At 66.7% G+C, this 23,675-nt stretch carries 23 protein-coding genes; 11 read left to right on the top strand and 12 right to left on the bottom strand.

Annotated elements, in window-relative coordinates:
- Positions 1–388 precede the first annotated feature (388 nt).
- Complete coding sequence (locus ACX9OT_RS15545) at positions 389–949, top strand: PadR family transcriptional regulator (protein ID WP_049399094.1); 561 nt, start codon at positions 389–391, stop codon at positions 947–949.
- Positions 950–1,008: 59 nt separating this feature from the next.
- Positions 1,009–1,806: a siderophore-interacting protein gene (locus tag ACX9OT_RS15540; protein WP_149909056.1), complete on the top strand. Its 798-nt coding sequence runs from the start codon at positions 1,009–1,011 to the stop codon at positions 1,804–1,806.
- A 94-nt stretch (positions 1,807–1,900) separates the two neighbouring features.
- Here the strand turns inward: ACX9OT_RS15540 and ACX9OT_RS15535 are convergent, their stop codons facing one another.
- The gene (locus tag ACX9OT_RS15535) at positions 1,901–2,734 is read right to left on the bottom strand and encodes a hypothetical protein (RefSeq protein ID WP_149909057.1); all 834 of its coding nucleotides are present in this window, start codon (positions 2,732–2,734) and stop codon (positions 1,901–1,903) included.
- Between the two features lie 210 nt (positions 2,735–2,944).
- On the opposite strand from ACX9OT_RS15535, the gene ACX9OT_RS15530 reads away from it, so the two are divergent.
- Entirely contained in the window at positions 2,945–3,346 is a 402-nt protein-coding gene (locus ACX9OT_RS15530) for a hypothetical protein (protein WP_134951932.1), read from the top strand.
- Positions 3,347–3,544: 198 nt separating this feature from the next.
- Here ACX9OT_RS15530 and ACX9OT_RS15525 read toward each other — a convergent pair whose 3' ends face one another.
- Complete coding sequence (locus tag ACX9OT_RS15525) at positions 3,545–4,252, bottom strand: YceI family protein (RefSeq protein WP_100437730.1); 708 nt, start codon at positions 4,250–4,252, stop codon at positions 3,545–3,547.
- 86 nt (positions 4,253–4,338) lie between these two features.
- The gene (locus ACX9OT_RS15520) at positions 4,339–4,929 is read right to left on the bottom strand and encodes a malonic semialdehyde reductase (protein ID WP_100437729.1); all 591 of its coding nucleotides are present in this window, start codon (positions 4,927–4,929) and stop codon (positions 4,339–4,341) included.
- 126 nt (positions 4,930–5,055) lie between these two features.
- Between ACX9OT_RS15520 and ACX9OT_RS15515 the strand changes: the two genes are divergently transcribed.
- The 7 genes from ACX9OT_RS15515 to ACX9OT_RS15485 all read left to right on the top strand — a co-directional run bounded on the left by ACX9OT_RS15515 (position 5,056) and on the right by ACX9OT_RS15485 (position 9,216).
- The gene (locus ACX9OT_RS15515; RefSeq protein ID WP_100437728.1) at positions 5,056–6,015 is read left to right on the top strand and encodes a mitochondrial fission ELM1 family protein; all 960 of its coding nucleotides are present in this window, start codon (positions 5,056–5,058) and stop codon (positions 6,013–6,015) included.
- 128 nt (positions 6,016–6,143) lie between these two features.
- On the top strand, positions 6,144–6,371 hold the full coding sequence (locus ACX9OT_RS15510; RefSeq protein ID WP_004139505.1) for a hypothetical protein: 228 nt from the start codon (positions 6,144–6,146) through the stop codon (positions 6,369–6,371).
- Between the two features lie 48 nt (positions 6,372–6,419).
- Positions 6,420–7,271 carry a DUF2145 domain-containing protein gene (locus ACX9OT_RS15505; protein WP_100437727.1) on the top strand — a complete coding sequence of 284 codons (852 nt, stop codon included), beginning with the start codon at positions 6,420–6,422 and terminating at the stop codon, positions 7,269–7,271.
- A gap of 19 nt (positions 7,272–7,290) precedes the next feature.
- On the top strand, positions 7,291–7,794 hold the full coding sequence (locus ACX9OT_RS15500) for a hypothetical protein (protein WP_004139502.1): 504 nt from the start codon (positions 7,291–7,293) through the stop codon (positions 7,792–7,794).
- A 32-nt stretch (positions 7,795–7,826) separates the two neighbouring features.
- Positions 7,827–8,342, top strand: a complete 516-nt coding sequence (locus tag ACX9OT_RS15495; RefSeq protein ID WP_004139500.1) for a hypothetical protein — start codon at positions 7,827–7,829, stop codon at positions 8,340–8,342.
- A gap of 75 nt (positions 8,343–8,417) precedes the next feature.
- A complete protein-coding gene (locus ACX9OT_RS15490; protein WP_004139497.1) occupies positions 8,418–8,978 on the top strand; it encodes a queuosine precursor transporter in 561 nt (186 codons plus the stop codon).
- A 70-nt stretch (positions 8,979–9,048) separates the two neighbouring features.
- Positions 9,049–9,216: a hypothetical protein gene (locus ACX9OT_RS15485; RefSeq protein WP_157805918.1), complete on the top strand. Its 168-nt coding sequence runs from the start codon at positions 9,049–9,051 to the stop codon at positions 9,214–9,216.
- Between the two features lie 245 nt (positions 9,217–9,461).
- Here the strand turns inward: ACX9OT_RS15485 and glnE are convergent, their stop codons facing one another.
- Complete coding sequence (gene glnE, locus ACX9OT_RS15480; protein ID WP_100437726.1) at positions 9,462–12,257, bottom strand: bifunctional [glutamate--ammonia ligase]-adenylyl-L-tyrosine phosphorylase/[glutamate--ammonia-ligase] adenylyltransferase; 2,796 nt, start codon at positions 12,255–12,257, stop codon at positions 9,462–9,464.
- 384 nt (positions 12,258–12,641) lie between these two features.
- Here glnE and ACX9OT_RS15475 point away from each other — a divergent pair, with 384 nt between their 5' ends.
- The gene (locus ACX9OT_RS15475; protein WP_100437725.1) at positions 12,642–14,156 is read left to right on the top strand and encodes a succinyl-CoA:acetate CoA-transferase ScpC; all 1,515 of its coding nucleotides are present in this window, start codon (positions 12,642–12,644) and stop codon (positions 14,154–14,156) included.
- A 72-nt stretch (positions 14,157–14,228) separates the two neighbouring features.
- On the opposite strand, the gene hglS is transcribed toward ACX9OT_RS15475, so the two are convergent.
- The 8 genes from hglS to ACX9OT_RS15435 form a co-directional block, all read right to left on the bottom strand.
- Positions 14,229–15,593, bottom strand: a complete 1,365-nt coding sequence (gene hglS, locus ACX9OT_RS15470; protein WP_149909058.1) for a 2-oxoadipate dioxygenase/decarboxylase HglS — start codon at positions 15,591–15,593, stop codon at positions 14,229–14,231.
- Between the two features lie 165 nt (positions 15,594–15,758).
- Positions 15,759–16,247: a hypothetical protein gene (locus tag ACX9OT_RS15465; RefSeq protein WP_049400073.1), complete on the bottom strand. Its 489-nt coding sequence runs from the start codon at positions 16,245–16,247 to the stop codon at positions 15,759–15,761.
- 31 nt (positions 16,248–16,278) lie between these two features.
- A complete protein-coding gene (locus ACX9OT_RS15460; protein ID WP_100437723.1) occupies positions 16,279–17,031 on the bottom strand; it encodes an HAD family hydrolase in 753 nt (250 codons plus the stop codon).
- 96 nt (positions 17,032–17,127) lie between these two features.
- A complete protein-coding gene (locus tag ACX9OT_RS15455) occupies positions 17,128–17,538 on the bottom strand; it encodes an EF-hand domain-containing protein (protein WP_004139214.1) in 411 nt (136 codons plus the stop codon).
- Between the two features lie 232 nt (positions 17,539–17,770).
- Complete coding sequence (locus ACX9OT_RS15450; RefSeq protein ID WP_100437722.1) at positions 17,771–18,142, bottom strand: hypothetical protein; 372 nt, start codon at positions 18,140–18,142, stop codon at positions 17,771–17,773.
- Positions 18,143–18,353: 211 nt separating this feature from the next.
- The gene (locus ACX9OT_RS15445; RefSeq protein ID WP_100437721.1) at positions 18,354–19,067 is read right to left on the bottom strand and encodes a M15 family metallopeptidase; all 714 of its coding nucleotides are present in this window, start codon (positions 19,065–19,067) and stop codon (positions 18,354–18,356) included.
- Positions 19,000–20,553 (bottom strand): serine hydrolase domain-containing protein, encoded by a 1,554-nt coding sequence (locus tag ACX9OT_RS15440; protein WP_459002801.1) that lies wholly within the window; start codon positions 20,551–20,553, stop codon positions 19,000–19,002. The genes ACX9OT_RS15445 and ACX9OT_RS15440 overlap by 68 nt, the downstream gene beginning before the upstream one ends.
- Positions 20,554–20,608: 55 nt before the next feature.
- Entirely contained in the window at positions 20,609–23,632 is a 3,024-nt protein-coding gene (locus ACX9OT_RS15435) for a TonB-dependent receptor (RefSeq protein ID WP_100437719.1), read from the bottom strand.
- Positions 23,633–23,675: the final 43 nt, after the last annotated feature.

The following is a 23,675-nucleotide window of genomic DNA, read 5'->3' as shown; positions in this document are numbered from 1 at the left end:
GGGCTGTCGCTTGCGGGCCGCTGCACCCATGTGCAGGACGCAGTGTTACCGCTGCCGATGACGGTTGTAGGGCAGCGCCATGCCCACCGGTATCGGCTGCGCGTGCCGGCGCTGAACGGGCGACAACGTGTCGCACCTGCCTCTGGATCGCCCCCCGCCCTGCCCTCAGGGTAGGCCTCGAGTGTTGGCCTCGCCCGCTTCGGTCCGCCGTCTGGCCCTGCCTCGCTCCCTTCCACAGTGTTGCCCGGGGCGCCTCGCAAGGGGCGCCCCTTTTGCTGTGGGCGGGGCCGGCCGTGGCCCAAAACTGACCTGCTTGTGGCCGGATCGATGATTGTCGGCTTCGATATATCGATATATCGTTTGCACACTCGTTTACCGATATATCGAAATGAGCCGTACCGCTTCTCCCAGAGCCCGTTCCACCAATCCGGAAGTGCCACGCCGCAACGGCCAGCCGCGGGTGCTCAGCCGCGGCGACCTGCGCCTGCTGGTGCTGGCCCTGATCGGCGAGCAGCCGCGCCACGGCTACGAGCTGATGCAGCTGATCAGCAATCAGTTCATGCAGGCCTACACGCCCAGCGCCGGCACCATGTACCCGCTGCTGGCCAGCTTCGAGCAGGCCGGCTGGATCGAGGCCGAGGAAGTGGACGGCAAGCGGATCTTCCGCATCACCACCGCCGGCGAGTTCGAGCTGAAGGTGCAGCGCACCCAGGTGCGCCTGGCGCAGCGACGCGCCTTCGACCGCGCCCGCGAGATCACCAAGGCCTCGCTGCCGCCGCCGCTGGCCGGTGCCCTGCGCGAGTTCAAGCGGGCGCTGGTGCATCACCACGGCCGCTGGGCCGAGGGCGAGGCGGAAGAAGTTGCGGCGCTGCTGACGCGGGCATCCGCGCTGCTCAACGGTACGGCCGGTAGCGAGAGCCAATCCTTTTCAACGACCCAGCCAGACTGAATCCAGCCAGGTCTCCCCTACGCCGCGCAGCACTGCGCGACACCTTTACAGGTAACCCCATGACCGAACACAACAACACGCGCCTGCGCCTGGATGTGCGCTTCCGTGAACTGACCGTGCTGCGCACCGAAGAGGTCACCCCGCACATGCGCCGCATCGTGCTGGGTGGCTCCGAGCTGGCCGGTTTCGATTCGCCCGGCGCTGACGACCACATCAAGCTGTTCTTCCCCAATGCCAGCGGCGAGATGGTGCTGCCGGTGGTCACTGCCGAAGGCCGCAGCTATCCGGCCGGCAAGGAGCCCTCGCCGGCCCGCGACTACACGCCGCGCTGGTGGGACCACGAAACCGGCGAGCTGGCCATCGACTTCGTGCTGCACGACCAGGGCATTGCCGGGCCGTGGGCCGAGCAGGCCAAGGCTGGCGACACGCTGGTGATCGGCGGCCCGCGCGGCTCGTTCGTGGTGGCCGACAGCTTTGATGCCTATGTGCTGATTGGCGATGAAACCGCGCTGCCGGCCATCGCCCGCTGGCTGGATGTGCTGCCGGAGGGTGCCGAGGTGCAGGCCTTCATCGAAGTGAGCGATGAGGACGAACGCCAGGACCTGCCGCAGTACGAGAACGTGCGCATCCACTGGCTGGAGCGCAACGGCTTCCCGGCGGCCAGCAGCACGCTGCTGGAAGACATGCTGACCGACTTCGAAGCGCCGGACGGCGACGTCTTCTACTGGATCGCCACCGAATCGCGCCGCGCACGGATGATGCGCAAATTCATCGAAGGCCACCTGGGCGTACCGCGCGACTGGATCCGTTCCACCGGCTACTGGAAGGCCCACCCGGACGAAACCGACGGCGATTGACCGGGCAGCCGGTGGGTGCGGACCCTGCTTGGTGGGTGCGGACCGTTGGTCCGCACGCCCTGCAACAGGTAGTGCCGGCCGCTGGCCGGCAACCTCATGAACCTTCGGCAGGAACCTGCAGTTGCCGGCCAGCGGCCGGCACTACCGTGCTGGATGCCACCTGCCGCGTCCACCCGAACCGCTGCGCGGCCCAGATCTCCAGCGCCACCAGCAGCGCGATGATCAGCAACGGCAACAGCAGCCCGAAGTACACGCCGGGCATCATGCCGTTGATCTGCGCCTTCACCAGCCGCAGCACGCCACGGGTGTGCAGCAGCTCATCAACGTGCATGGTCAGTACCTCGCGTACCACCTTGGGTTCCAGCCCAATCGTGCCGGCCTTGTCCACCAGCGTGTCTTCCACCATGCCGCGCAGCAGGCCTTCGCGCACTTTGCCGATCACCCAACCGGTGCCGCGCGCCAACGGGCCGTTGCCAAGACGATCAAGACCGGGCAACGGATGTTCGCTGAGGTAGGCCGAGGCGATGGTGTCGGCCACATCCCCCACCGTGCCCTGGCTGCGCAATGCCTCGCGCATGCGCGGGTCGTCCAGCGAATCGGTGAAGCCTTCGCTCCAGCCTTCCACCAGGGTCTGCAGGTGCGGCTGGAAATGATCGAGCTGCTTGAACAGCGCGCGGTGCGCGCCAGCAGTAAAGCCCAGCTGCAGGCCGAAGAAGGCGGTGGCCAGCGGCAGCAGCACCACGTAGCTGGCCAGCAGCCAGTGATGCCAGCGCTTGCGCCGCTGCAACCAACCGCGGCGGTGCAGCCAGCGCCAGGCGAAGATGCCCAGCACCAGGCCCAGCAGCGTGCCGAGCAGGCTGCCGCCCACCAGGTCGAGCACGCTCAGGCCCGTCCAGAATTCGTTCAACCAGTACTGCGTGTCCTGCATGGGTCTTTCTTCCGTGGATGCGGCTGCGCCTGAAATGCCAGCCAGGTAGAGTCGACTGTCAGTCGACTATCGCGCGCAGCGCGGGGGTTTCCGGCATCGCGCCAAGAGCAGTCGGCTAACAATCGACTCTACCAAAGCGAAAGCCTCCCGGCCCGGAGCACGCCAAGCAATGCGACAATCGCGCTCCTTTCCTGCAGCAACGAGGGCCACATGGCCAAACTGACCCTGGCCAGCGTGGATGCGCTGCGTACCCGCTTTGCCGATGACGCCGCCTGCGACGCGGCACTGGCCGCCTTCGCCGACACCGCTGCCCTGCGCGCACCGCTGCGTGAACTGGTGGAAGCACAACACCGCTACCTGCAGGCCGAATTCGAAGTGGCGCAGGTGGCCGACGTGCTGCGACGTGACCAGAAATATGCGCCGGTCGGTCGGCCGTCGATCAACATCGTGCAGCTGCGCAAGCAGCAGGCCGCGACCAAGCAGGCCGCGCTGATCGCACGTCAGGTCGTGGCGCAGGCGGCGCAGACCTTCGTGCGGGTGAGCGGGATAACGGTGAAGGCCAAGCAGAGCCCGAGCGAAGCGTGCGTGGCATGGTTGGGCGCGCTGCGCTGAGGGATCGTGCGGACCAACGGTCCGCACCCACCAGATGCAGGTTGGCCCCTACCGGGTAGTGCCGGCCGCTGGCCGGCAACCCATCAGCATCGGGCACCTCGCATGCAGCCGGCCAGCGGCCGGCTCTACCAGAACCCAAAAAGAAGGCCCGCTTTTCAGCGGGCCTTCTGCCTTCTCACGACGAGTAAGCGGGGTGCATCAAGCGGCCGGCTTTTCGCCGGTGGCTTCGGTGGTGATGCGGATCTTCACTTCATCGCTGACGTTCGGCGCATACGCGCCGACGCCGAAATCGCTGCGCTTCAGGGTGGTGGTGGCATCGAAGCCGGCGGCCGGAACCTTGGCCATCGGGTGCTCGCCGCCGCCGTTGACGGTCACGTCCAGGGTGACCGGCTTGGTGATGCCCTTGATGGTCAGGTCGCCGGTGACGGTCAGCTTGTTGGTGCCAGCGGCTTCCACCTTGGTGCTCTTGAAGGTGGCATCGGCGAACTTGGAGGCGTCGAAGAAGTCGGCGCTCTTCAGGTGCTCGTCGAACTTGGCGGTGAAGCTGTTCAGGCCGCTCAGCGGCAGCTTCACTTCCACGGTGGACTTGGTCACGTCGGTGGCGTCGTACACCAGGGTGCCTTCAACGTTGCCGAAGTGCGCGCTCGGGTTGGAGAAGCCGAAGTGGCTCCACTGGGCCAGCACGTCGGTGTGGGTCGGGTCCAGCTTGTAGGTGCCCGAGGCGATCTGGATCGCTTCGGCGGCCGGCGCGGCGGCAGCGGCATCGGCGGCCGGGGTGGCGGCCTGTTCGGTGGTGGCCGGGGCGGCGGCGTCAGCAGCCGGGGCAGCGGTGTCGGCCGGCTTGGAGCAGGCGGCGATGGCCAGGGTCAGGGCCAGCGGCAGCAGCAGTTTACGGGTGGCGCTCATCTGAGGAACTCTCCGGATCGTAGGGTGGGTACACGGTGCAGCAAGAGCCTGCCACGGGACGGCAGGCCCGAAACCGATACAGCGACTTACGCGATGCGCGCCGCTTCGTCGAACGACAGGCGCGGCAGACGCGGGAACAGGCCCGCCGGGTCACCGTAACCCAGGTTGACCAGGAAATTCGACTTGATGGAGGTGCCGGCGAAGAAGGCTTCATCCACCTTGGCTGCATCGAAGCCCGACATCGGGCCGGCATCCAGGCCCAGCGCGCGTGCGGCCAGGATCAGGTAGGCGCCCTGCAGGCTGCCGTTGCGGATGGCGGCTTCGTGGCGGCCTTCCTGCGGGCCGTCGAACCAGGCCTTGGCATCGGTGTGCGGGAACAGGTACGGCAGCTTCTCGTGGAAATCCAGGTCGAAGCCGATGATGGCGGTCACCGGAGCGGCCATGGTCTTGTCGTGGTTGCCTTCGGACAGGGCCGGGGCCAGCTTGGCCTTGGCTTCCTTCGAGGTGACGAAGACGAAGCGGGCCGGCGTGGTGTTGGCGGCGGTCGGGCCCCACTTCACCAGGTCGTACAGTTCCTGCAGCAGGCTGGCCGGGACCGGCTTGTCGAGGAAGGCATTCTGGGTGCGGGCAGTACGGAACAGCTGGTCGAGGGCAGCAGCGTCGAGCGCGTGGGACATCGGTGGATCTCCAGGGCGGCTAAGGAAAGTCAGTGCCCGCGGGCGGCGCGGGGCGAAACGACGAGCCGCAGTGTAGAGTGTCGCGACTGTTGCAACACCCAGCAGGGCTGAAACGAATTAATGCCAATGGTGAAACGATCGAGCGCGCCCTGGACGGTCACTGACGGCCGTGCGGGCAATGTCCGCCAGGCGGTCGCGCTGGCCTCGGCGCTGCGCCAGGGCACCCACCGACCGCTGGTCCTGCAGCCCCGCGCACCCTGGCGCTGGCTGTCGCCGCGGCGCCTGCCGGGTGATGTGAACGGCTATGGCGAGGCTTTCGCGTCATTGGCCGCCGAGGCCCCGGCGCTGGCGATCGGCTGTGGCCGCCAGGCCGCCGGCGCACTGCGCGTCCTGCGGGCACGTGGCAGCCAGGTGGTGCAGATCCTCGACCCGCGCATCGGCGCACGCCACTGGGATGTGGTGGTGGTGCCCGAACACGATGCCCTGCGTGGTAGCAACGTGCTGACCCTGCTTGGCAGCCTCAACCCGGTGGACGACGACTGGCTGGCCTGGGGCCGCGCCGCGTTCGCCGGCTTCAGTACCTTGCCCGGCCCGCGCACCGCGTTGCTTGTCGGTGGACCGACGCCGCTGGCGCCGTGGGATGAAACGGCGATGGTGGGCGTGTTCCAGGCGCTGGCCGGGCAGATCCGCAGCGAAGGCGGCAGCCTGCTGGCGACCACCTCGCGACGCACGCCGCCGGCGTTGGCCGAGATCCTGCGCGCGACGTTCGCCGACCTGCCGCACGTGATCTGGGGCGACGGCGGCGACGGTACGAATCCTTATGGCGGCCTGCTCGGCTGGGCCAACCGCGTGGTGGTCTCGCCCGATTCGGTGAACCTGCTGTCTGAAGCCTGCGCCACGCGCATGCCGGTGATGGTGGCACTGGCCGATACCGTGCAGGGGCGGCTGGCGCGCTTCCAGCAGCAGCTGCGCGAGCGCGGCCGGCTGCAGGCGCACTGGCTGGACTGGCAGTACGACCGCATCGAGCCACTGCGCGAGACCGCGCGGGTGGCGGCAGAAGTGAAACTGCGCCTGGCAGCGGGGTAGTGCCGGCCGCTGGCCGGCAATCCTGGGCACCTGGCATCACGGTAATGCCGGGTGCCCAGCGTTTTCTGAACATTTCGATCCGGTACCGCGGTTAGAGTCCAGCTTCCCCCATCACTCTGAACGTCTTCATGCGTACCTTGCTCCTGCTGCCCCTGGCCCTGCTCGCGGCCTGCTCCACCACGCCCACCGAGCTGGATCCGATTTCGTATCAATGCCAGCAGCAGTTGGACGCGTACCGCGAACAACCGGCGCTGCGCGATCCGAAGGGCCAGCGCCCACCGCTGCCGGTGGCCCCGATCAGCGATGCCTGCGACAAGGAGCTCCAGCGCAAGGGTGTGGATCGTCCCCTGCGCTGAGCAGCGTATGATCGGCGCGCGGGCCTGCCCGCCGTTGAAGGTATCGACATGGATCGTTTCCCCCACCTGCCGCGCGCCGCGCTGCTGATCGCCAGCCTGCTGGCGACCGCACCGGCCTGGGCCAACAGCACCGAATGCCGCGAGCGCTACCCGAGCGTGGCCGCGCAGGCGGCGATGCTGGACGTGGCCTGGACCACCGCTGAGCGCCTGGACGCGCTGCCCGATGTGGACGTGGTGGTGGCCGCGCGCGGTGGCCAGGACCTGAGCCGCTACGGCCTGCGCCACAGCCACCTGGCCTTCCTGGTGCGTGAGGACAATGGCCGCTGGCGCGCGATGCACCTGCTCAACCGCTGCAAGACCGACAGCTCGCAGCTGTACCACGAAGGGCTGGGCAACTTCGTCGGCGAGAGCGGCGGCCATACCGACCTGCGCATCGGCGTGCCCTCGGCGCCGCTGCGTGCCGCGTTGAAAGCGATGCTGGTGTCGCCGTCGATCCAGCCGAAGGCACTGCACGAAACCAAATACAACGTGGTTGCCTACCCGTTCGCCACCGACTACCAGAACTCCAACCAGTGGGTGCTGGAAGTGCTGGCCGCGGCGATGGCGCAGACCGAAGGCGCGCCGGCCATCGTCAAGCGCGAACAGGCGCAGCAGTGGCTGCGCCAGCAGAAGTACCAGCCCAGCGTGCTGCATATCGGTCTCGGCAAGCGCGTGGGTGCGCGCCTGTTCGTGGCCAACGCCACCACCACTGACCATCCGGCCGGCGAGCGCATCTCCGGCAACTATTCGGTGGTGACGGTGGAATCGGTGTTCGACTTCCTGCACCAGCGCAGCCAGCTGCAGCAGGAACTGGTGATCCCTCACGTGCCGGTAGCTGGTGCTGCCGCCGCCACGCCCTGAATCCAGCAAGGAGAACGACATGCGTACCCTGCCCGCCGTCCTGATGCCGATGCTGATCGTCGCAAGCCTGGCCTGGTCCACGGCCGCTCATGCAGAGCGCCGCATCGTGATCATCCACGACCCGGGCCCGCAGGGACCGAGCCTGGAGATGTCCACGCAGATGGTGACGTCGGCCCGCGCGGCGGCGGCGAAGGAAGCCCAGGATGCCGCCGACGCTGGCCAGCCGCTGGCCCGCCCGCAGCAGATCAAGCTGCCGCAGATGCAGGTGAGCGCGATCGCCACCACCGTGGATGGCCGCCGCGAAGTGCTGCTGCGCGATGCCAACGATCCGCAGAACACCGCATCGATGCAGTACCCGCGCGGCATCGGCGATCCCGCCGTGCAGTTCACCGTGGGCCAGACCGTGAACTTCGAACCGACCGGCGCCGACCAGGGCTGGCAGTTGAAGGACAACCAGGGCCGTCCACTGGAATACCTGCCCGAGGCCACCGGCCCGCGCGACATCTTCGATACCCGGCGCTGAGCCGCCGTCCCCACCCTGACCAGGAGGTCTCCATGTTCCGTTGCCTGCGCGTTCCCGCCACTGCCCTGCTGCTTTCCGCGCTGGTGGTGCCCACCGTCCATGCCGGCGCCGCGCCGCAGTTGAACAGCGGCCAGACCAGCGTGCTGGTCACGTCGCTGATCGTGCTGTCGATTCCGTTGGCCACGTCGATGGGACTGGCCGAACTGTCCAAGGCCCCGTTCAAGGCCAGCGAGCGCAACGGCAAGGTCGCCGCACGCACGCCGGCGGTGCCGCTGCCACCGATGGAAGTGAAGCAGGTCGCCACCACGCCAGCCGGTGATCGCCAGGTGCACCTGCAGGTGCCCGGCAAGGCCGACCAGACCGCAACGCTGCAATGGCCGGCGGCTGCAGGCGATGACCCGATTGCCGGTTTCGTCGTCGGCCAGCAGGTGCGCTTCGACCCGACCGACGCGGGTGCCGGCTGGACCGTGAAGAGCGCGCAGGGCCAGGCGCTGGCCTATGTGCCGACCGCCTATGCCGCCGGCGATGTGATGAGCGAAACGCTGTAAAGCTGAACGGCCGGTTTTGGCATTGCCGCGGGCCGGGCGGATAATGGGCGATCCCCTTTGCCCCCCTGGCTCGCCATGTCCGTGCGTCCTGCCCCTGTGTTTGCCCCGTTGACCGCCCGCGCCCTGGTGCTGGCGGTGCTGGCCATGGGCGCGGTGGTGCTGCTGTCCAACGTACTGGTGCAGTACCCGATCAACGACTGGCTGACCTGGGGTGCTTTCAGTTACCCGGTCGCGTTCCTGGTCAGCAACCTGATCAACCGCCGCTTCGGCCCGGGCCCCGCCCGCCGCGTGGCGTGGATCGGTTTCGCGGTGGCGGTGCTGCTGTCGATCTGGGTGGCCACCCCGCGCATCGCCATTGCCTCGTGCTCGGCCTTCATCGTGGCGCAGCTGCTGGACATCACCGTGTTCGACCGCCTGCGCCGTGGCAGCTGGTGGCGCGCACCGATGGTGGCCACCACCTGCAGCGCGACGGTGGATACCACCATTTTCTGGTCGATCGCGTTTGCCGGTTCGACCCTGCCGTGGGTGAGCTGGGCTGCCGGCGACCTGGCGGTGAAGCTGGCAATTGGCGTCTGCCTGCTGGCCCCGTTCCGCGCGCTGTTGTGGAAGATGGCGCCGCTGCGCACCACCAGCTGACCGCCGTTATTCTGGTAGGTGCCAACCTTGGTTGGCACGCTGTTGCCGGGGTCATGAACGCTGACGGATTGTGCCAACCAAGGTTGGCACCTACCAACAGCAGGCCAATGCTCAGATCATTGATCCGGCGGGCCATCGCAGGGCTATTGATCCGGTAGTCGCCAACCTTGGTTGGCGCTTTGCATTCATGCCAACCAAGGTTGGCAGCTACCAACAGCAGGTCATCGCCGGCCATTGATCCGGTGGGTGCCGACCGTTGGTCGGCACGCCCTGCAGAACCCATCGCTGCCGACAGATGGTGCCGACCAACGGTCGGCACCTACCAACGGCGGGTCATCGCCGAGCCACTGATCTGGTAGCTGCCAACCTTGGTTGGCGCTTTGCATTCATGCCAACCAAGGTTGGCATCTACCAACAGCGGGTCATCGCCGACCAATGATCCGGTCGGTACCCACCCAAAGTTGTTGCAGCATTTGCACCCACTCAGGCGAACGGCAGCTCCGCGGCGATGCACGCGGCGGTAATCGCGGCACACGCCTCTTCAATCGCGGGCGTGGTCGGTGCCAGCCGCGGGCGCCGGTCCAGGGTGCAGGCCAGGCCCACCTCCAGCAGCGTGGCATGTGCTCCATGCAATGCCTGCGCCGTGTCTTCCGGCAGAAAACCAGCAACCGCCAATGCATCGATCAACGACGGCGTATCGCGCGGCTGCAGCAACGCCGCATGCTGCGCACTGCGCGCCAGCACGCCGGTCTGCAGCAGGAACTCCAGGTCCACCACGCCACCCGCGCCCTGCTTCAGGTCCAGCCGCGCGGCATCGCTGCGGTCCAGTTCGGTGCGCATGCGGCCACGCATCTTCAGCACGTCCGCGTACAGCACACCCGTGTCGCGCTCACGCCCAAGCGTCTGCGCACGCACCTGCTCGAAGTCGGCCAGCAGGCTGGCATCGCCGGCCACGCCACGCGCGCGCACCAGCGCCTGGTGTTCCCAGGTCCACGCGCGTTCGCGCTGGTATTCGGTGTAACTGGCCAACGAAGACACCAGCGAACCCTTGCCGCCATCCGGGCGCAGGCGCACGTCGATGTCGTACAGGCGCCCGGCGGCGGTGACCGCACCAAGCAGCGCCATCACCTTCTGCGCCAGGCGCGCATACCAGCGCCCCGGCTCCAGCGGACGCGTGCCATTGCTGGCATCCACGCCGGCCGGGTTGTCGTGCAGGAACACCAGGTCCAGATCGGAACCGAAGCCCAGCTCAAGCCCACCAAGGCTGCCGTAGCCGATGATCGCGAAGCGCCCGCCGGGAATCTCGCCGTGTGCGGCATGCATGTCCGCTTCGGCCATCGCCAACACGGTGACCACCACGGCCTGCGCCAGCTCGGCCAGTTGCCGCGTGCTGTCCACCGCACCCTGGCGGCCATCCAGCGTGGCCATCGCCATGCGGAAGCTGAGTGCCAGCCGCGTTTCATTGAGCCAGCGCAGTGCGGATTCGGGATCTTCCACCGCCAGCACCTGCTGGCACTCGGCCAGCATGCCGGCGGCATCGGGCATCGGCCCGGACACGCGCACGTCCAGCAGTTCGTCCAGCAGCAGCGGATACGCCGCCAACCGTTCGGCCAGCAGCGCGCTGCGCGCCAGCACGTCCACCAACCGCGCCAGTGCGCTGGGCTGTTCGTCCAGCAAGGCGAGATAGCTCGTCCGGCGCAGCACCGCCTGCAGCAGGCCGAGCACGCGCTTGAGTGCGGCATCCGGCTGCGGCGAACGCGTGGCCGCATGCAGCAGCGCGGGCAGCACGCGATCCAGCCGCGCACGCGCGGCATCGGACAACGACTTCACGCCGGTGCCCTGGGCGAAGTCGCGCAGCGACTGGTCGGCGCCGTTGGCATCGAGGAAACCGGCTTCGGCCAGCAGCGGTGCGTTGCTGCCTTCGGGCAGGCTGCGCCAGTAGTTGGCCAGTGCATCGGGCGCGGCCTGGCCCTTGCGCGGCGCCAGCAGTGCGGCGAATTCGGTACTGACCCGCTGCTGCTGCACGGCCAGCGCCGCGCGCAGCACCTCCCAGTCCGGATAGCCGAGCCCAACAGCGATGCGTTCGCGGTCAAGTGCGTCGCTGGGCAGCACATGGGTCTGCGCGTCACGCAGCATCTGCAGGCGATTTTCCAGCCGGCGCAGGAACAGGTAAGCCTCGCGCAATGCGCTGCCATCCTCGGGCGCGATCTGCCCGGCGGCCACCAGTGCGTCCAGCGCCACCAGCAGCCGACGCTCGCGCAATGCCGGTTCGCGACCACCGCGGATCAGCTGCAGCGCCTGGCACAGGAATTCGATCTCGCGGATGCCACCGGCACCGCGCTTGATGTCGTCGTGCAGTTCGCGGCGTGCGACTTCAGCGGTGATGGCCGCCTTCATTTCGCGCAGGCCGTCTAGCGCGGTGAAATCCAGGTAGCGGCGGTACACGAACGGGCGCAGGGTCTGCAGCCACGCCTCACCGGCCTCGATATCGCCGGCCACCGCGCGCGCCTTCAGCCAGGCATAGCGCTCCCAATCACGGCCCTCGCGCTGGAAATACTGGTCCATCGCCGCGAACGAGAGTGCAACGCGGCCGGCGCTGCCGAACGGACGCAGGCGCAGGTCGACGCGGTGGCTGAAGCCATCGACGGTGGTTTCATCCAGCAGCTTGGCCAGGCGCTGGCCGAGACGGGCGAAATATTCTTCGGCCGCCAACGGACGCGGTCCATCGGATTCACCGCCCTGCGGATAGGCGTAGACCAGGTCCACATCGGAACTGAAGTTGAGCTCGCCACCGCCGAGCTTGCCGAGACCGAACACCACCAGCTGCTGCGGCGTGCCATGTTCATCAGCGATGACGCCGTGGCGCTGGGCGAATTCCTGCTGCAGGGCGTCCAGTGCCAGCCGCAGGCAATCTTCGGCAAGGGCGGTGGCACCGGCCAGAGTCTGGGCCACGTCGTCCAGACCGGTCAGGTCGCGCCAGATCAGCCGTGTGGACATTGCCGTGCGCCAGCGCCGGATCTGCGCCGGCCAGTCGCTGGGCTGCAGAGGATCGAGCACCGGCGCCGGGATCGGCGGGCAGCCGGGCGCGGCCAGCTGTGCCAGCAAGGCCGGTTGCCGCACCAGGGTGTCCAGCGCGAAGTCGCTGGCCACCGCCAGCCGGGTCAGCAGCGGCAGCAGGTTGGCCGGGATGGGCTCGGGCAGGACCTGGGCCAGGCGCGCCAAGGCGCGGTCGACAAGAGGTTGCAGGGAGGCGGGCAGGTCAGCGGTGGCGAGGCTCATGGGCTGATTGTATCGACCCGGCCGGGACGCAACGGACCCGGTAGTGCCGGCCGCTGGCCGGCAGATCCGATGATCCTGCCGAAGGTTACTGGGGTTGCCGGCCAGCGGCCGGCACTACCGATAATGGAGACCGCGTATTCATACTGGACGACAGGCAATAAAAAAGCCCGCTTGCAGCGAACTGCCAGCGGGCTCTGCTCCCTCCCCCACGTCGGGATGCAGGTCCATCGTGCGGGCTGCGAAAGCACTTTGCACGCTGCACTGCAAAACAAAACCGGCGGGTTTGGGTGACCCCTGCGGGAAAAGCCATTCCACGAAGGTAGAACCCCCCGTACGGATGAGGATGGCCGATAATCGGAATTCCCCCCAGCAACACGTGTCGTCATGTCTGTTGATCGCATCGCCAACGCGCGTCTTCGTGACCGCGTGGTCTCCGCAGAGGCCGCAGCCGCGCTGATCCAGCCCGGTGAAACCGTGGCCATGAGCGGCTTTACCGGCTCCGGGTATCCCAAGGCCGTTCCCGTCGAACTGGCCCGCCGCATCGAAGGGGTGCATGCCCAGGGCCAGCCCTTCCAGATCAGCCTGATGACTGGCGCCTCCACCGCGCCGGAACTCGATGGCGCGCTGGCCAAGGCCGATGGCATCGCCATGCGCATGCCGTTCCAGAGCGACCCGGATGCGCGCAACCGCATCAACGAGGGCAAGCTGGATTACATCGACATCCACCTCAGCCACGTGGCCCAGCACGTGTGGTTCGGTTTCTATGGCGAGATCGATACCGCCGTGATCGAAGTCTCGGCCATCCGCGAGGATGGCTCGCTGGTGCCCTCTACCTCGGTCGGCAACAACAAGACCTGGCTGGACCTGGCGAAGAAGGTGATCGTCGAGGTCAACGAATGGCAGCCGGCCGGCGTCGACGGCATGCATGACATCTACTACGGCACCGCGCTGCCGCCGCACCGCAAGCCGATTCCGCTGGTGAACGCCAACGACCGCATCGGCGACACCGCGCTGCGCTGCGACCCGGACAAGATCGTGGCCGTGGTGCGCACCAACGGCCCGGACCGCAACAGCCCGTTCAGCCCGATCGATGCGACCAGCGAGCAGATCGCTTCGCACCTGATCGAGTTCCTCAAGCACGAAGTAAAGAAGGGCCGCCTGCCGCCGAACCTGCTGCCGCTGCAGTCGGGCGTGGGCAACATCCCCAACGCAGTGCTGGCCGGCCTGGCCAAGAGCGGTTTCCGCGACCTGGCCGCGTTCACCGAAGTGATCCAGGACGGCATGCTCGACCTGCTGCGTGACGGCGTGCTGAGCTATGCCTCGTGCACCGGCTTCGCGCTGAGCCCGCAGGCCAACGAGACGTTCAAGGAGAACATCGATTTCTACCGCGAGCGCATCATCATGCGCACGCAGGAGATCTCCAACCATCCGGAACTGGTGCGCCGCCTCGGCTGCATCGGCATGAACGGCATGATCGAGGTGGACATCTACGGCAACGTCAATTCGACGCACGTGATGGGCACGCGGATCATGAACGGCATCGGCGGTTCCGGTGACTTTGCCCGCAACGGTTTCCTGTCGGCGTTCCTGAGCCCGTCCACCGCGAAGAACGGCACCATCTCGGCGATCGTGCCGATGGCCAGCCACGTGGACCACACCGAACACGACGTGTCGGTGATCGTCACCGAACAGGGCCTGGCCGACCTGCGTGGCCTGACCCCGCGCAAGCGTGCGCAGGTGCTGATCGACAACTGCGCGCACCCGGATTTCCGCCCGCAGCTGCAGGATTACTTCGACCGCGCCAGCCGCGAGAGCTACGGCAAGCACACCCCGCATCTGCTGCCGGAAGCGTTGTCGTGGCACCAGCGTTGGCTGGATACCGGCACGATGAAGAGCTGAGATCCGGAGACTCTGGTAGAGCCGGCCGCTGGCCGGCTTCCCAAAACAGCCGGCCAGCGGCCGGCTCTACCTTCACGCGGTGCGCAGGCTCGCCAGCGATTCGGCCTGCAGCCGCTCGTAGATCTCGAACTCGTCATTCACCGCCACGCCCAGCGCCTGCTCGAAGGCTTCGCGGTTGGCGTGTGCGGCATACGCACGCTGTTCTTCGCCGCCCAGGTTCGACTGGAAGATGCCCGCGGCGCTGACCGGCAGGAAATCCTCGTAGACGATCGGGTCGGCCGTGGCCAGGCCCGCGGCCACCAGTACTTCAGCCGGCAGATCGGCCACGCGCTCCGGCGCGGCGCGGCCGGCATCGGTCAGCTGGTAGCGGTAATAGCCCAGGCCTTCCTGGCGCAGCGTGTCATGGTCATCCGGGAAGCTGGCGAACACCGCCTGCAGGCGCTGGCCGTAGTCGCCGCCGGTACTGCCTTCGCCACCGGCATCGCGTGCCTGCGACAGCAGCTGATCGTAGAGCGCGCGGCCCTTCGGGGTCAGCGCAAGGCCACGCTGTTCGATCTCGCCGAAGCGCGCGGTGTGGGTGCCGGCATCGCCACCCTCGCTGTCCGGGAAATGCACGGCTTCTTCCAGTGCCTTGAAGCTGGTCTGCCGCAACAGGATCGGGCAGGCACGGCGCGGCGGACCTTCGATCACCGCCTTGGCGGCCATGCCATGCTCGATCATCGCCGCCTGCGCCGCGTCGATATCCAGCGTGCGCGGGGTCAGGTGGTTGATGTGCGGGCCACGGAAACTGACCACGTCGGCCACCAGCCGATGCGCGTTGTGCAGCGCGTGGTAGGTCGGCAGATCGACGGTGGCATCGCCGTGCCAGCGGAAGGTTTCCAGTGCTTCATCGACGAAGTGCTCCGCTTCGGCCGGCGACAGTCCACCGTCACGCTCGGCCTGGTCGATCAGCGCCAGCGCGCCGTCGGTGAAGATGCGGCGACGTGCCAGGATCTTTGCCGACTCGGCACGCAGGGTTTCGTCTTCGATCAGCTCCAGGCGCAGCAGCGAGGTGAACACGCGGAACGGGTTCTGCGCCAGCGCGGCACCGGTCAGCGGGCGGAACGCGGTGGAGTGCACCGGCACGCCGGCCACCGACAGGTCGTAGTAGCCGACCGGGTACATGCCCATCACCGCGAACAGGCGGCGCAGCGTGGCCAGTTCCTGCACGGTACCAACGCGGATCGCGCCGTGGCGCTCTTCATCCAGGCGCGCACGCTCGTCGTTGCGCTGCAGCTGTGCGGCCAGCGCAGGGTCCTGGTCAAGCACCTGCGCGTTGATCCGCTCCACCAGTTCCACCAGCGTGCCGTACAGCGGCACTTCGGTGCGGTACATGCGGGACATGGCCTGCGCGAACAGGCGGCGGATCACATCAGGCGAAACGAAAGAGGCGCTCATCAGTCACTCGATTACGGGAACGGGGAACAGCTCGAACCCGTATTGTCGCCGGAGCGCGGGGCCGCGGCGATATGCAGAGCAACATGAAGGAAATCGGTAGTGCCGGCCGCTGGCCGGCAACCTCGGGATGCCTGGAAGGGTGCAGTTGCCGGCCAGCGGCCGGCACTACCGCTTGAGCTGGCGCCTCAGGGTGGCATCCAGGGTGATCGGCCGGTCCCAGTGCTGGTAGCTGGCCACGATGGCATGGCGCACGGCGCGGTAATGCAGGTTGTCCGGCTTGGCCGGCATGCGCTTCACCACCGCCTCCCAGCCGCCCTCCGGGTCCTGGCTGAAGGCGCGCACGCTGTCGCGGCAGGTCTGGCCGCTGGCCTTGGCCCAGAAGCAGGCGAAGTAGATATCCCCGGCCTGCCAGCCATGGGTGGTGAACAGCGCGCTGATGTAACCGCGCGGCACCTCGGCATAGCGCGACACTTCGTCGAGGAAGGCGTCGGGGTAGCGTTCGGCGTAGTGGTTGATGTCCTGCAGCTGGGCATCGACCCAGCGGTCACCGGTTTCCACCGTGTAGGCCGCCGAACGCTCGGCGGTCTGCTGGGCCAGCACGGTGGCCGGCACCAGCAGCAAGGACAACAACAGCGCGCGCAGTCGGACGTTCATGCCCCGATTCTGCCGCAGCCGCCGGGTCCTGTCAGGCCGCCGCCGAGGCCTTGGCCTCGATCGCGGCCAGTGCGGCCGGCCAATCATGGGCGGTATCGGCGGTGACCATGCGCGGTTCATCGTCGGCCACGCCGTGCTGGGTCTCGTGGGCCCAGGTCACCGCGTACGGGGTATGCACGCCCCAGCCACCCAGGGTCACCACCGGCTCGATGTCCGAACGCAGCGAGTTGCCGACCATCACGAAGCGCTGCATCGGCAGGTCAAACTCGGCCAGCACGCGGGCGTAGGTTTCCGGGTCCTTCTCGGAGACGATCTCGATGCGCGGGAACAGCTCGGCGAGATTGGCGACCTTGATCTTGGCTTCCTGGTGGAACAGGTCGCCCTTGGTGATCAGCACCACCGGATAATCTTCGGCGATCGCAACCACTGCTTCACGCACGCCGTCGATCAGTTCGACCGGGTGGCGCAGGGTGTCGTGGCCGATATCCAGGATGCGCTGGATGTCCTTGGCCTCGATGCGCTGGCCGGTGATGTCGATGGCCGCTTCGATCATCGACAGCGTCATGCTCTTCACGCCGTAACCGAAGGTGCCCAGGTGGCGCTGCTGCACTTCCAGCAGGTGGCGCGCGGTCTGCGTGTCATGCACGTCGACGTAGCGCGACAGCAGGTCAAGATAATCCTGCTCGGCCTTGCGGTAGTAGTCCTCGCTCTTCCACAGCGTATCGTCACCGTCAAAACCGACCAGGCCGATGGCGCGCGACGGCGCAGGCGTGGGGGTATTCATCGGCCAAGGATACAGGGGCGGCGATGACGAAAAAAACCCGGGCGGCCGCAGCCGCCCGGGTCCCCATGCACCGGTCTTCCCGAAATCAGGCGTGGATCAGCGGCCCTGCGCCGCGCCGGCACCCGCACCGGCCTGCTGGGCGGCCACGTAGGCCTTGTACTCGTCGGCGCTCAGTTCGCCGTCCTTGTTGGTATCGGCCTGGTCGAACACCTGGGCCAGGCCTGCGTTCACCTGTGCCTCGGTCTTGCTGATGGTGCCGTTGCCATCGGTATCGATGCTGGCCCAGGTCTGGCCACCGCCATTGGCCTGCGCCGATGCCGCCGCGGCCGCATTGGTCGCCTGGTCAGCGGCCTGCCCTGCCTGCGCTGCAGACTGCTGTGCCTGTGCGGCCTCGTTCTGTGCCTGCGCGGCCTGCTGCTTGGCCGACTGGGCCATCGCCGGAATGGCCAGCACGCTGCCGGCGGCGACGATCAGGGCGATCAGGGGCTTGCGGTTACGAATAGTCATCAGGGGTGTCTCCTACCAATTGGGTGGTGTTGCGCGGCGTGTTGTCTCCGCACGGCACCTACCCTGCCACCGCGTTTCTGAATCGATTTTGCCTCGCGACCGGCGTCAACACGCACGATTAACCACTCACCTCCACGCATGCTTTAGCGCGGTGGTTAGCAGCAAGTGAGCGGCTCATAAGATGCGCATTCAGCGCTGCCGGATTTAACCGGCAGCGAACGAAAAACCTGCGTCAGTCGACGTTCTGAGCCGATGACCGCGAACTGAACACCACCCAGCCGAGGGCGACACCAGCGAGCGCGCCGGCGATTTCCAGCACCACCCGGCTGCCGAGTTCGTTCGGATCGTGGATGGTGGCGAGAAAAAGGCGCGCATACAGGGGCGACTCCAGACGCACGATGCCTATGTAGAACAGCTTCCAGGCATCGATGCCGGCGGAGATGATCACGGCGATGACGCAGGACCAGCCGATGGCGTGGCCGACCGTCCAGTGCAGGAGCCGGCACAGCTGCGACCACAGGAAGTACACCAGCAGCCCGACCAGCAGGGCAATGGCGCCCGCTTCGAGGGTACCGAGCAGGCCGAAGTGCAGGGGAAGGTTCATCGGGTGGGCAACGGTGGGATGGCGGCCAGTGTAAGGGATCTGCCCCGGACCCAATCCGGTAGCCACGGTAGATCCACGCCATGCGTGGATGAAATCTCCATCGAAATCGAATACTCCGATGATTGAACGAAAGGCGTCCACGCATGGCGTGGATCTACCGTGTCGACCAAGGTCGACACCTACCAACAGCAGCGCCCCTCTGCCGATGTCCCTACCGCACGGGGACGTCGTATGCGGTGCCCGGGTCCGGTTCGGGCTGCAGGGTGTAGTGCCACCACTCCTGCGGATAGTTGACGAAACCACGGCGCGCCATCGCCTGCACCAGCTGCTTGCGGTTCGCCTGCTGCGCAGCGCTCAGCCCGCTCGTCTGCGTATGCGCGCGTGGCCCGAAGAAATCGAAGTCGGTACCCATGTCCATCGGCCTACATGCACCACTGCCGCAATCCAGCAGCCCCAGATCCACCGTGGCACCGCGGCTATGGCCGGAGCGCTCGGCGATGTAGCCGTCGGCCAGCAGCCGTGGCTTGTCCAGATCCGGGTACTGCAGAGCCTTGCGCGAGCGCTCGCGCGGATCGTTCACCCAGGCCATGAAGGCCTGCACCGAACGCACCGGCCGGTAGCAGTCGTAGAGGCGCAGGCCAAAGCCATCCGCGCGCAGGTCCTGTTCCACCTGTGCCAGCGCCTTCGCCACCGGCGCCAGCAGGTAACAGGACGGCCCCTCGTAACCCGGCACGCGCGCGCCGGTGAAGTTGTTCGCGCCGGCGTAGCGGATGTCCATCTCGATGCCTGGCGACAACGTGCGGATCTCCACGAATCCGGCGCTGGCGGCATCAGTGGCCGGCGAAACACGCGGCGGCTCAGCGGCGCTGGCGCTCGCTGCCAGGGCAGTCGCCAGTACGAGTGAAATGCAGGTCCTGGAAGTCATAGCTGAAGTCGATGTCCGGATCGATGGCACGCAGGTCCAGTGTGGGCGGTGCACCGTCACCGGGCTGCAGCCAGGCCTGTGCGTCTTCGCCCAGCGTATCCCAGCGCAGCAGCCAGCGCCCCTGCAACTGCAGCATGGCCGCCTGCAGCTTTGGCGACTTGTCCACGCTGAAGCGCAGGCCGTCCGCGCCCGGGCACAGTGAGGCCGGGCCCAGCCACGGATCGCGGTAACGGCCCTGCCAGTGCGGCAGATCCGTGCGGCTCGTCTCCTGCGCCGCAACGGTGGACGGCCGCTGATGCGCGGTTGCCGCACGAGCGGCCTGGTCCGCCTTCAATTCGGCCAGATACTCCAACGCAGGCCGCGCACCGTCCGCTGCGGTGAAGCGCTTCAGCGCGGCCTGCATCAACGCGGTACGCGCATCCTCGCCTTCACCGTTGATCAACATCACTACCCCCACCTTCCGGTCGGGCAGCAGCGCCAGCGACGAGTACATCCCCGACAGCGTGCCGGTGTGTGCCACCTTCCACTGCCCGTCCATGTCCGACACGCGCCAGCCATAGCCGTAGCCGTAGAAGTGCGCGTTGTCCCAGCGCCGCTGGCGTTCACCCAGCGGCATCGGCATATGGAATGTCCACAGCGTGCGGCGCTGTTCATTGCCCAACCAGTCCGGCACCAGCGCGGGGTCGAGCAGCACCTGCATCCAGCGCGTCATGTCGCGCAGCGAACAGCGGATGCCTCCGGCCGCCATGGACGGCAGGTCCGGGCTGATGGCACCGTCGGCGTTCACCACCGCATTGCGATCACCATGCCAGGCATGTGGCTGGGCGACGTTGCCCACGCGTTTCAGCGACCAGGCCCCCACCTGGCAGCGCGTCATGCCGAGTGGTTCGAACACCTGCTCGCGCATCAGCTGGTCATAGGGTTTGCCAGCGGCCGCAGCGGCCACTTCGCCGGCCACCACGTACATCAGGTTGTCGTAGGCATAGTGACTGCGGAAGCTGCTGACCGGCTTCAGGTGCGCCAGCCCGGCGATGATGTCGGCACGGGAGAACGTGTTCGGTTCCGGCCACAGCATCAGGTCACCGGCACCCAGGCCGAGACCGCTGTTGTGGATCAGCAGGTCGCGCACCTGCATCTGCTGGCCCACCCATGCGTCGTGCATGCGGAACTCAGGCAGATAGCGCTGCACCGGATCATCCCAGCGCAGCCTGCCCTGCTGCACCAGCCGCGCCAACAGCGCGGCGGTCATCGCCTTGCTGTTGGAGGCGATCTTGAACAGCGTGTCCTCGTCGATGCGGCCGCCATCACCGCGCGCGCCCTCGGCATGGCGATAGACCACGCGCCCATTCTCGACCACCGCCATGGCCAGCCCGGGCAGGTGCTCGTGCCGGACCACGGCGGCGACATCGGCATCGATGGATGCGGTATCGACCGCCGAAGCGGAGGGTGCGGCCAGTGCCGCTGCGAGGATCAGCAGATGATGCATGCACGCTTCCCTTCCAATGCCCGCGCCGCCCACACGGACGGCACGGGATGCAGCCTCAGAAATTCCAGGTCACCACCAACTGTGTATAGCGCGGAGCCTGCCAGCGCGTCCCGGTGGCGAACGTCGCCTCGCGGTACTGGCCGGGCTGCGCTTCATAGCGCTGGTGCACGTTGATGGTCTTCTGATTGTTGAACAGGTTGTAGACCGAAAGCCGTGCGCTGAGGTCGATGCCTTCCACCGGCAAACGCCACGTCACATTGGCGCCCATGGTCCACGTCCATGGCAGGCGACCGAACGCGCCGCGCGGACTGTACTCGAACTGTCGCTGGTTGTATGGGCCGGAGCAGTTGGCCACGCACAGCCAACCGGTGCCACCGCCACTACCTTCACTGGAGGTACTGCCACCGGCGATGGAGTCGTTTGGCCACATCACGCCATACGCAGTGATCGGGCCACCGGACTGCACCTGCAACGTGGTGCCGAAGGACCATTGCTTGTTCAGTGCGTACGCAGCTCGCAGCTTGAACTGGTGGCGGAAGTCGTTGAACAGTACGCCGTAGCGCTCGTTGGTGGCGGGGTGGTCCCAGAACTGGACCATGCCGGTATCACCGTAGTTGGTATCGGAGTTCACTGGTCCTTCGAAGTTGCCTTCACTCTTCGACCACAGGTAGGACGCGTTGAACATCCACTTCTCGTCCCATGCACGGTCGATCTGGAACTCCAGCGCCTTGTAGGTGCGCTTGGGCTTGGAGTAACCGATCACCTCGCCGCTGCCGCCCTTGCGATAGCCGCTGTTGGCGGTATCGATGGTGATCCAGCCTTCGTTGGCGCAGCCGATGCTCTTGTCGCCCCAGATTGTCAGGCTCTCGCCCGGATTGGCGATCGGCCACAGCGTGCTCGGGGTCGGGCCGCACGGGGTGTAGTTGATGCGGATGTCATCCAGCGCACGGGTCATCCGTCGATAGGTGGCGTTGACGCCCCAGGACCACGCCTGGTTGATCATGTTCTGGAAGCCCAGGATGTACTCGTCCTGGTAGACCGCCTTGAGATCGCGGTCCACGCTCTGGCGCAGGTCGGCACCGCCGGTGTTCATGCGTGTGTCGGTCGGCCCGATCTGCTGGCCGACGATCGGTGCCATGTACGGCGAGCCTGTCGGCGAGGTCTTCTGTTCCCAGCCATTGAGCACGTAGTAGCTGTATTCGTCGGTGAGACCACCGGCGAAGTTCACGTTGATGTTGTTGGTAACCGGCAGGTAGTAGCGGCCGGCGTTGCCGAACAGCTTGGTGCTGCCATCACCGCGCATGTCCCACGAGAAGCCCACACGCGGCGCGATCAGGTCGTCCATCTTGATGAACGCCTTGCCGGCGGCGGTGCGGTTTTCGAAACGGTCCCAGCGCACGCCGAGGTTGAGCATCAGGTTCGGAGTGATGTTCCAGATGTCTTCCACGTAGAAGGCATTGGCTTCAGTCTCGAACGTGCCTCCCGACTTGCGGTTGCGCGCACGCAGCATTTCGGTAACGCCTGCTGGCACGTAGGCATTGGCACCGTCCCAGACTTCATCGCCAGGTCGCGCTACGTAGGCCGTGTAGCTCAACTCGGTCGGACCGGGGTAGCGGGTGGACTGCTTTGTGGTCATCAGCTCACGGTCGACACCGAAGCGCAGCAGGTGATCACCCAGCTGCCATTCGAAGTCCAGTCGCGCCACGTCACGGGTATCGTCACGCTCGGCCACTGCCGTGCCGGTGGGGTGGCAGCCTGCGCGCAGGCCCTGCAGCTTGCCCAGCCGCGGGCCGTAGGTGCTGTCGGTGAACACCGGGCTGCACGCCTGGTCCAGCGACGAATTGGTGAACGCACGCTGGTTGTTCTGGCCGACCATGGCGCGGGCGGTGAAGTTCTGGCCGAAGTGGCCGGTATAGGTGGCCGACCAGTTGCGACCACCCGTCTCGGTGACCGAATCACCGCCCCATGCACCGAGCTGGTCTGCGTTCCAGTTGTAGCCATACGAGGCGTTGGTGACGTCACCTTCGTCGGAGAACGCCAGCAGCGCCAGGCTGTGGTTGTCGTTGATGTTCCAGTCCAGCTTGGTGCCCCAGAAGCCGTTTCCGGAATCATTCTTGAACCAGGTACTGCCATCGGACGAGGTGTTGTGTCCTTTGTCACTGCGGTCTTCGTACATCGCGAACAGGAACAGCTTGTCCTTGATGATCGGACCGGAGCCCCACACGTTGGTCTTCAGGAAGGAGTTGTTGTCGCGGCTGCCATACGAATGCGGGGTTCCATCACGATGGAAGTGGTCGCCGCCGCTGGAGCGCCATGCACTGGGCTCAGCGGTGACTTCCACGCCGCCTTCGAACTCGTTGCTGCCCGAACGGGTCACCGCATTGATCACGCCACCGGTGGAGCGGCCGAACTCGACCGAGTATCCGCCGGTCTTGACCTGAAACTCCTTGAAGAAGGCGAACGGCGCGGTACTGAAGCCGCGACGGGTGTACATGTCGGTGACATTCAGGCCATTGATGAAGACGGCATTTTCAGCCACCGACGAGCCGGCGAAGGACAAGCCACCAAACGACGAGTTGCCGCCGACCACGCCAGGCGCCATCAGTGCGACCGCAGACAGGTCCTGCGCCACAGGAAGGCGCGAGATTTCCTGTCGATTGATGTTGAAGGATGTTTCGGTGGAATAGACATCCACGCGATTGACCACGCGTGTGCCGACCACCTGCAGTGCATCGAGATTGGTGACGCCGCCGCCGCTTGCCAGATTGACCGTGGTGGTGCCGCCGATCGCGACGCTGACAGCAACCTGATCACCCAGCTTCTGGCCATCACGGCTGAGCTGCAACTGGTAGTCGCCCACCGGTAGCTGGCCCAGGCGATAGCTGCCATCGGCACCGACCGTGACAGAGCGGGTCAGGCCCGTGCTGTTGCTGACCACGGTCACCTGATCACCGGCGGTGGCGCGGCCCGCCACCGCGCCGCTCACGTTCTGCGCCATTGCGGTGCCGGGCAGCATCACGCCCAGACACGCCCCGAGGGCGACGCACAACGCCGCCCGCTTGATGCTGTAAGCCTTCATCCCCTGCTCTCTCCTGCAAGAATTGAATGGTGTGGAATGCGAT

The organism is Stenotrophomonas genospecies 3 (assembly GCF_054473855.1).
The sequence above is the reverse complement of the archived record's forward strand: the minus strand, read 5'-3'. Positions and strand labels throughout refer to the sequence as shown.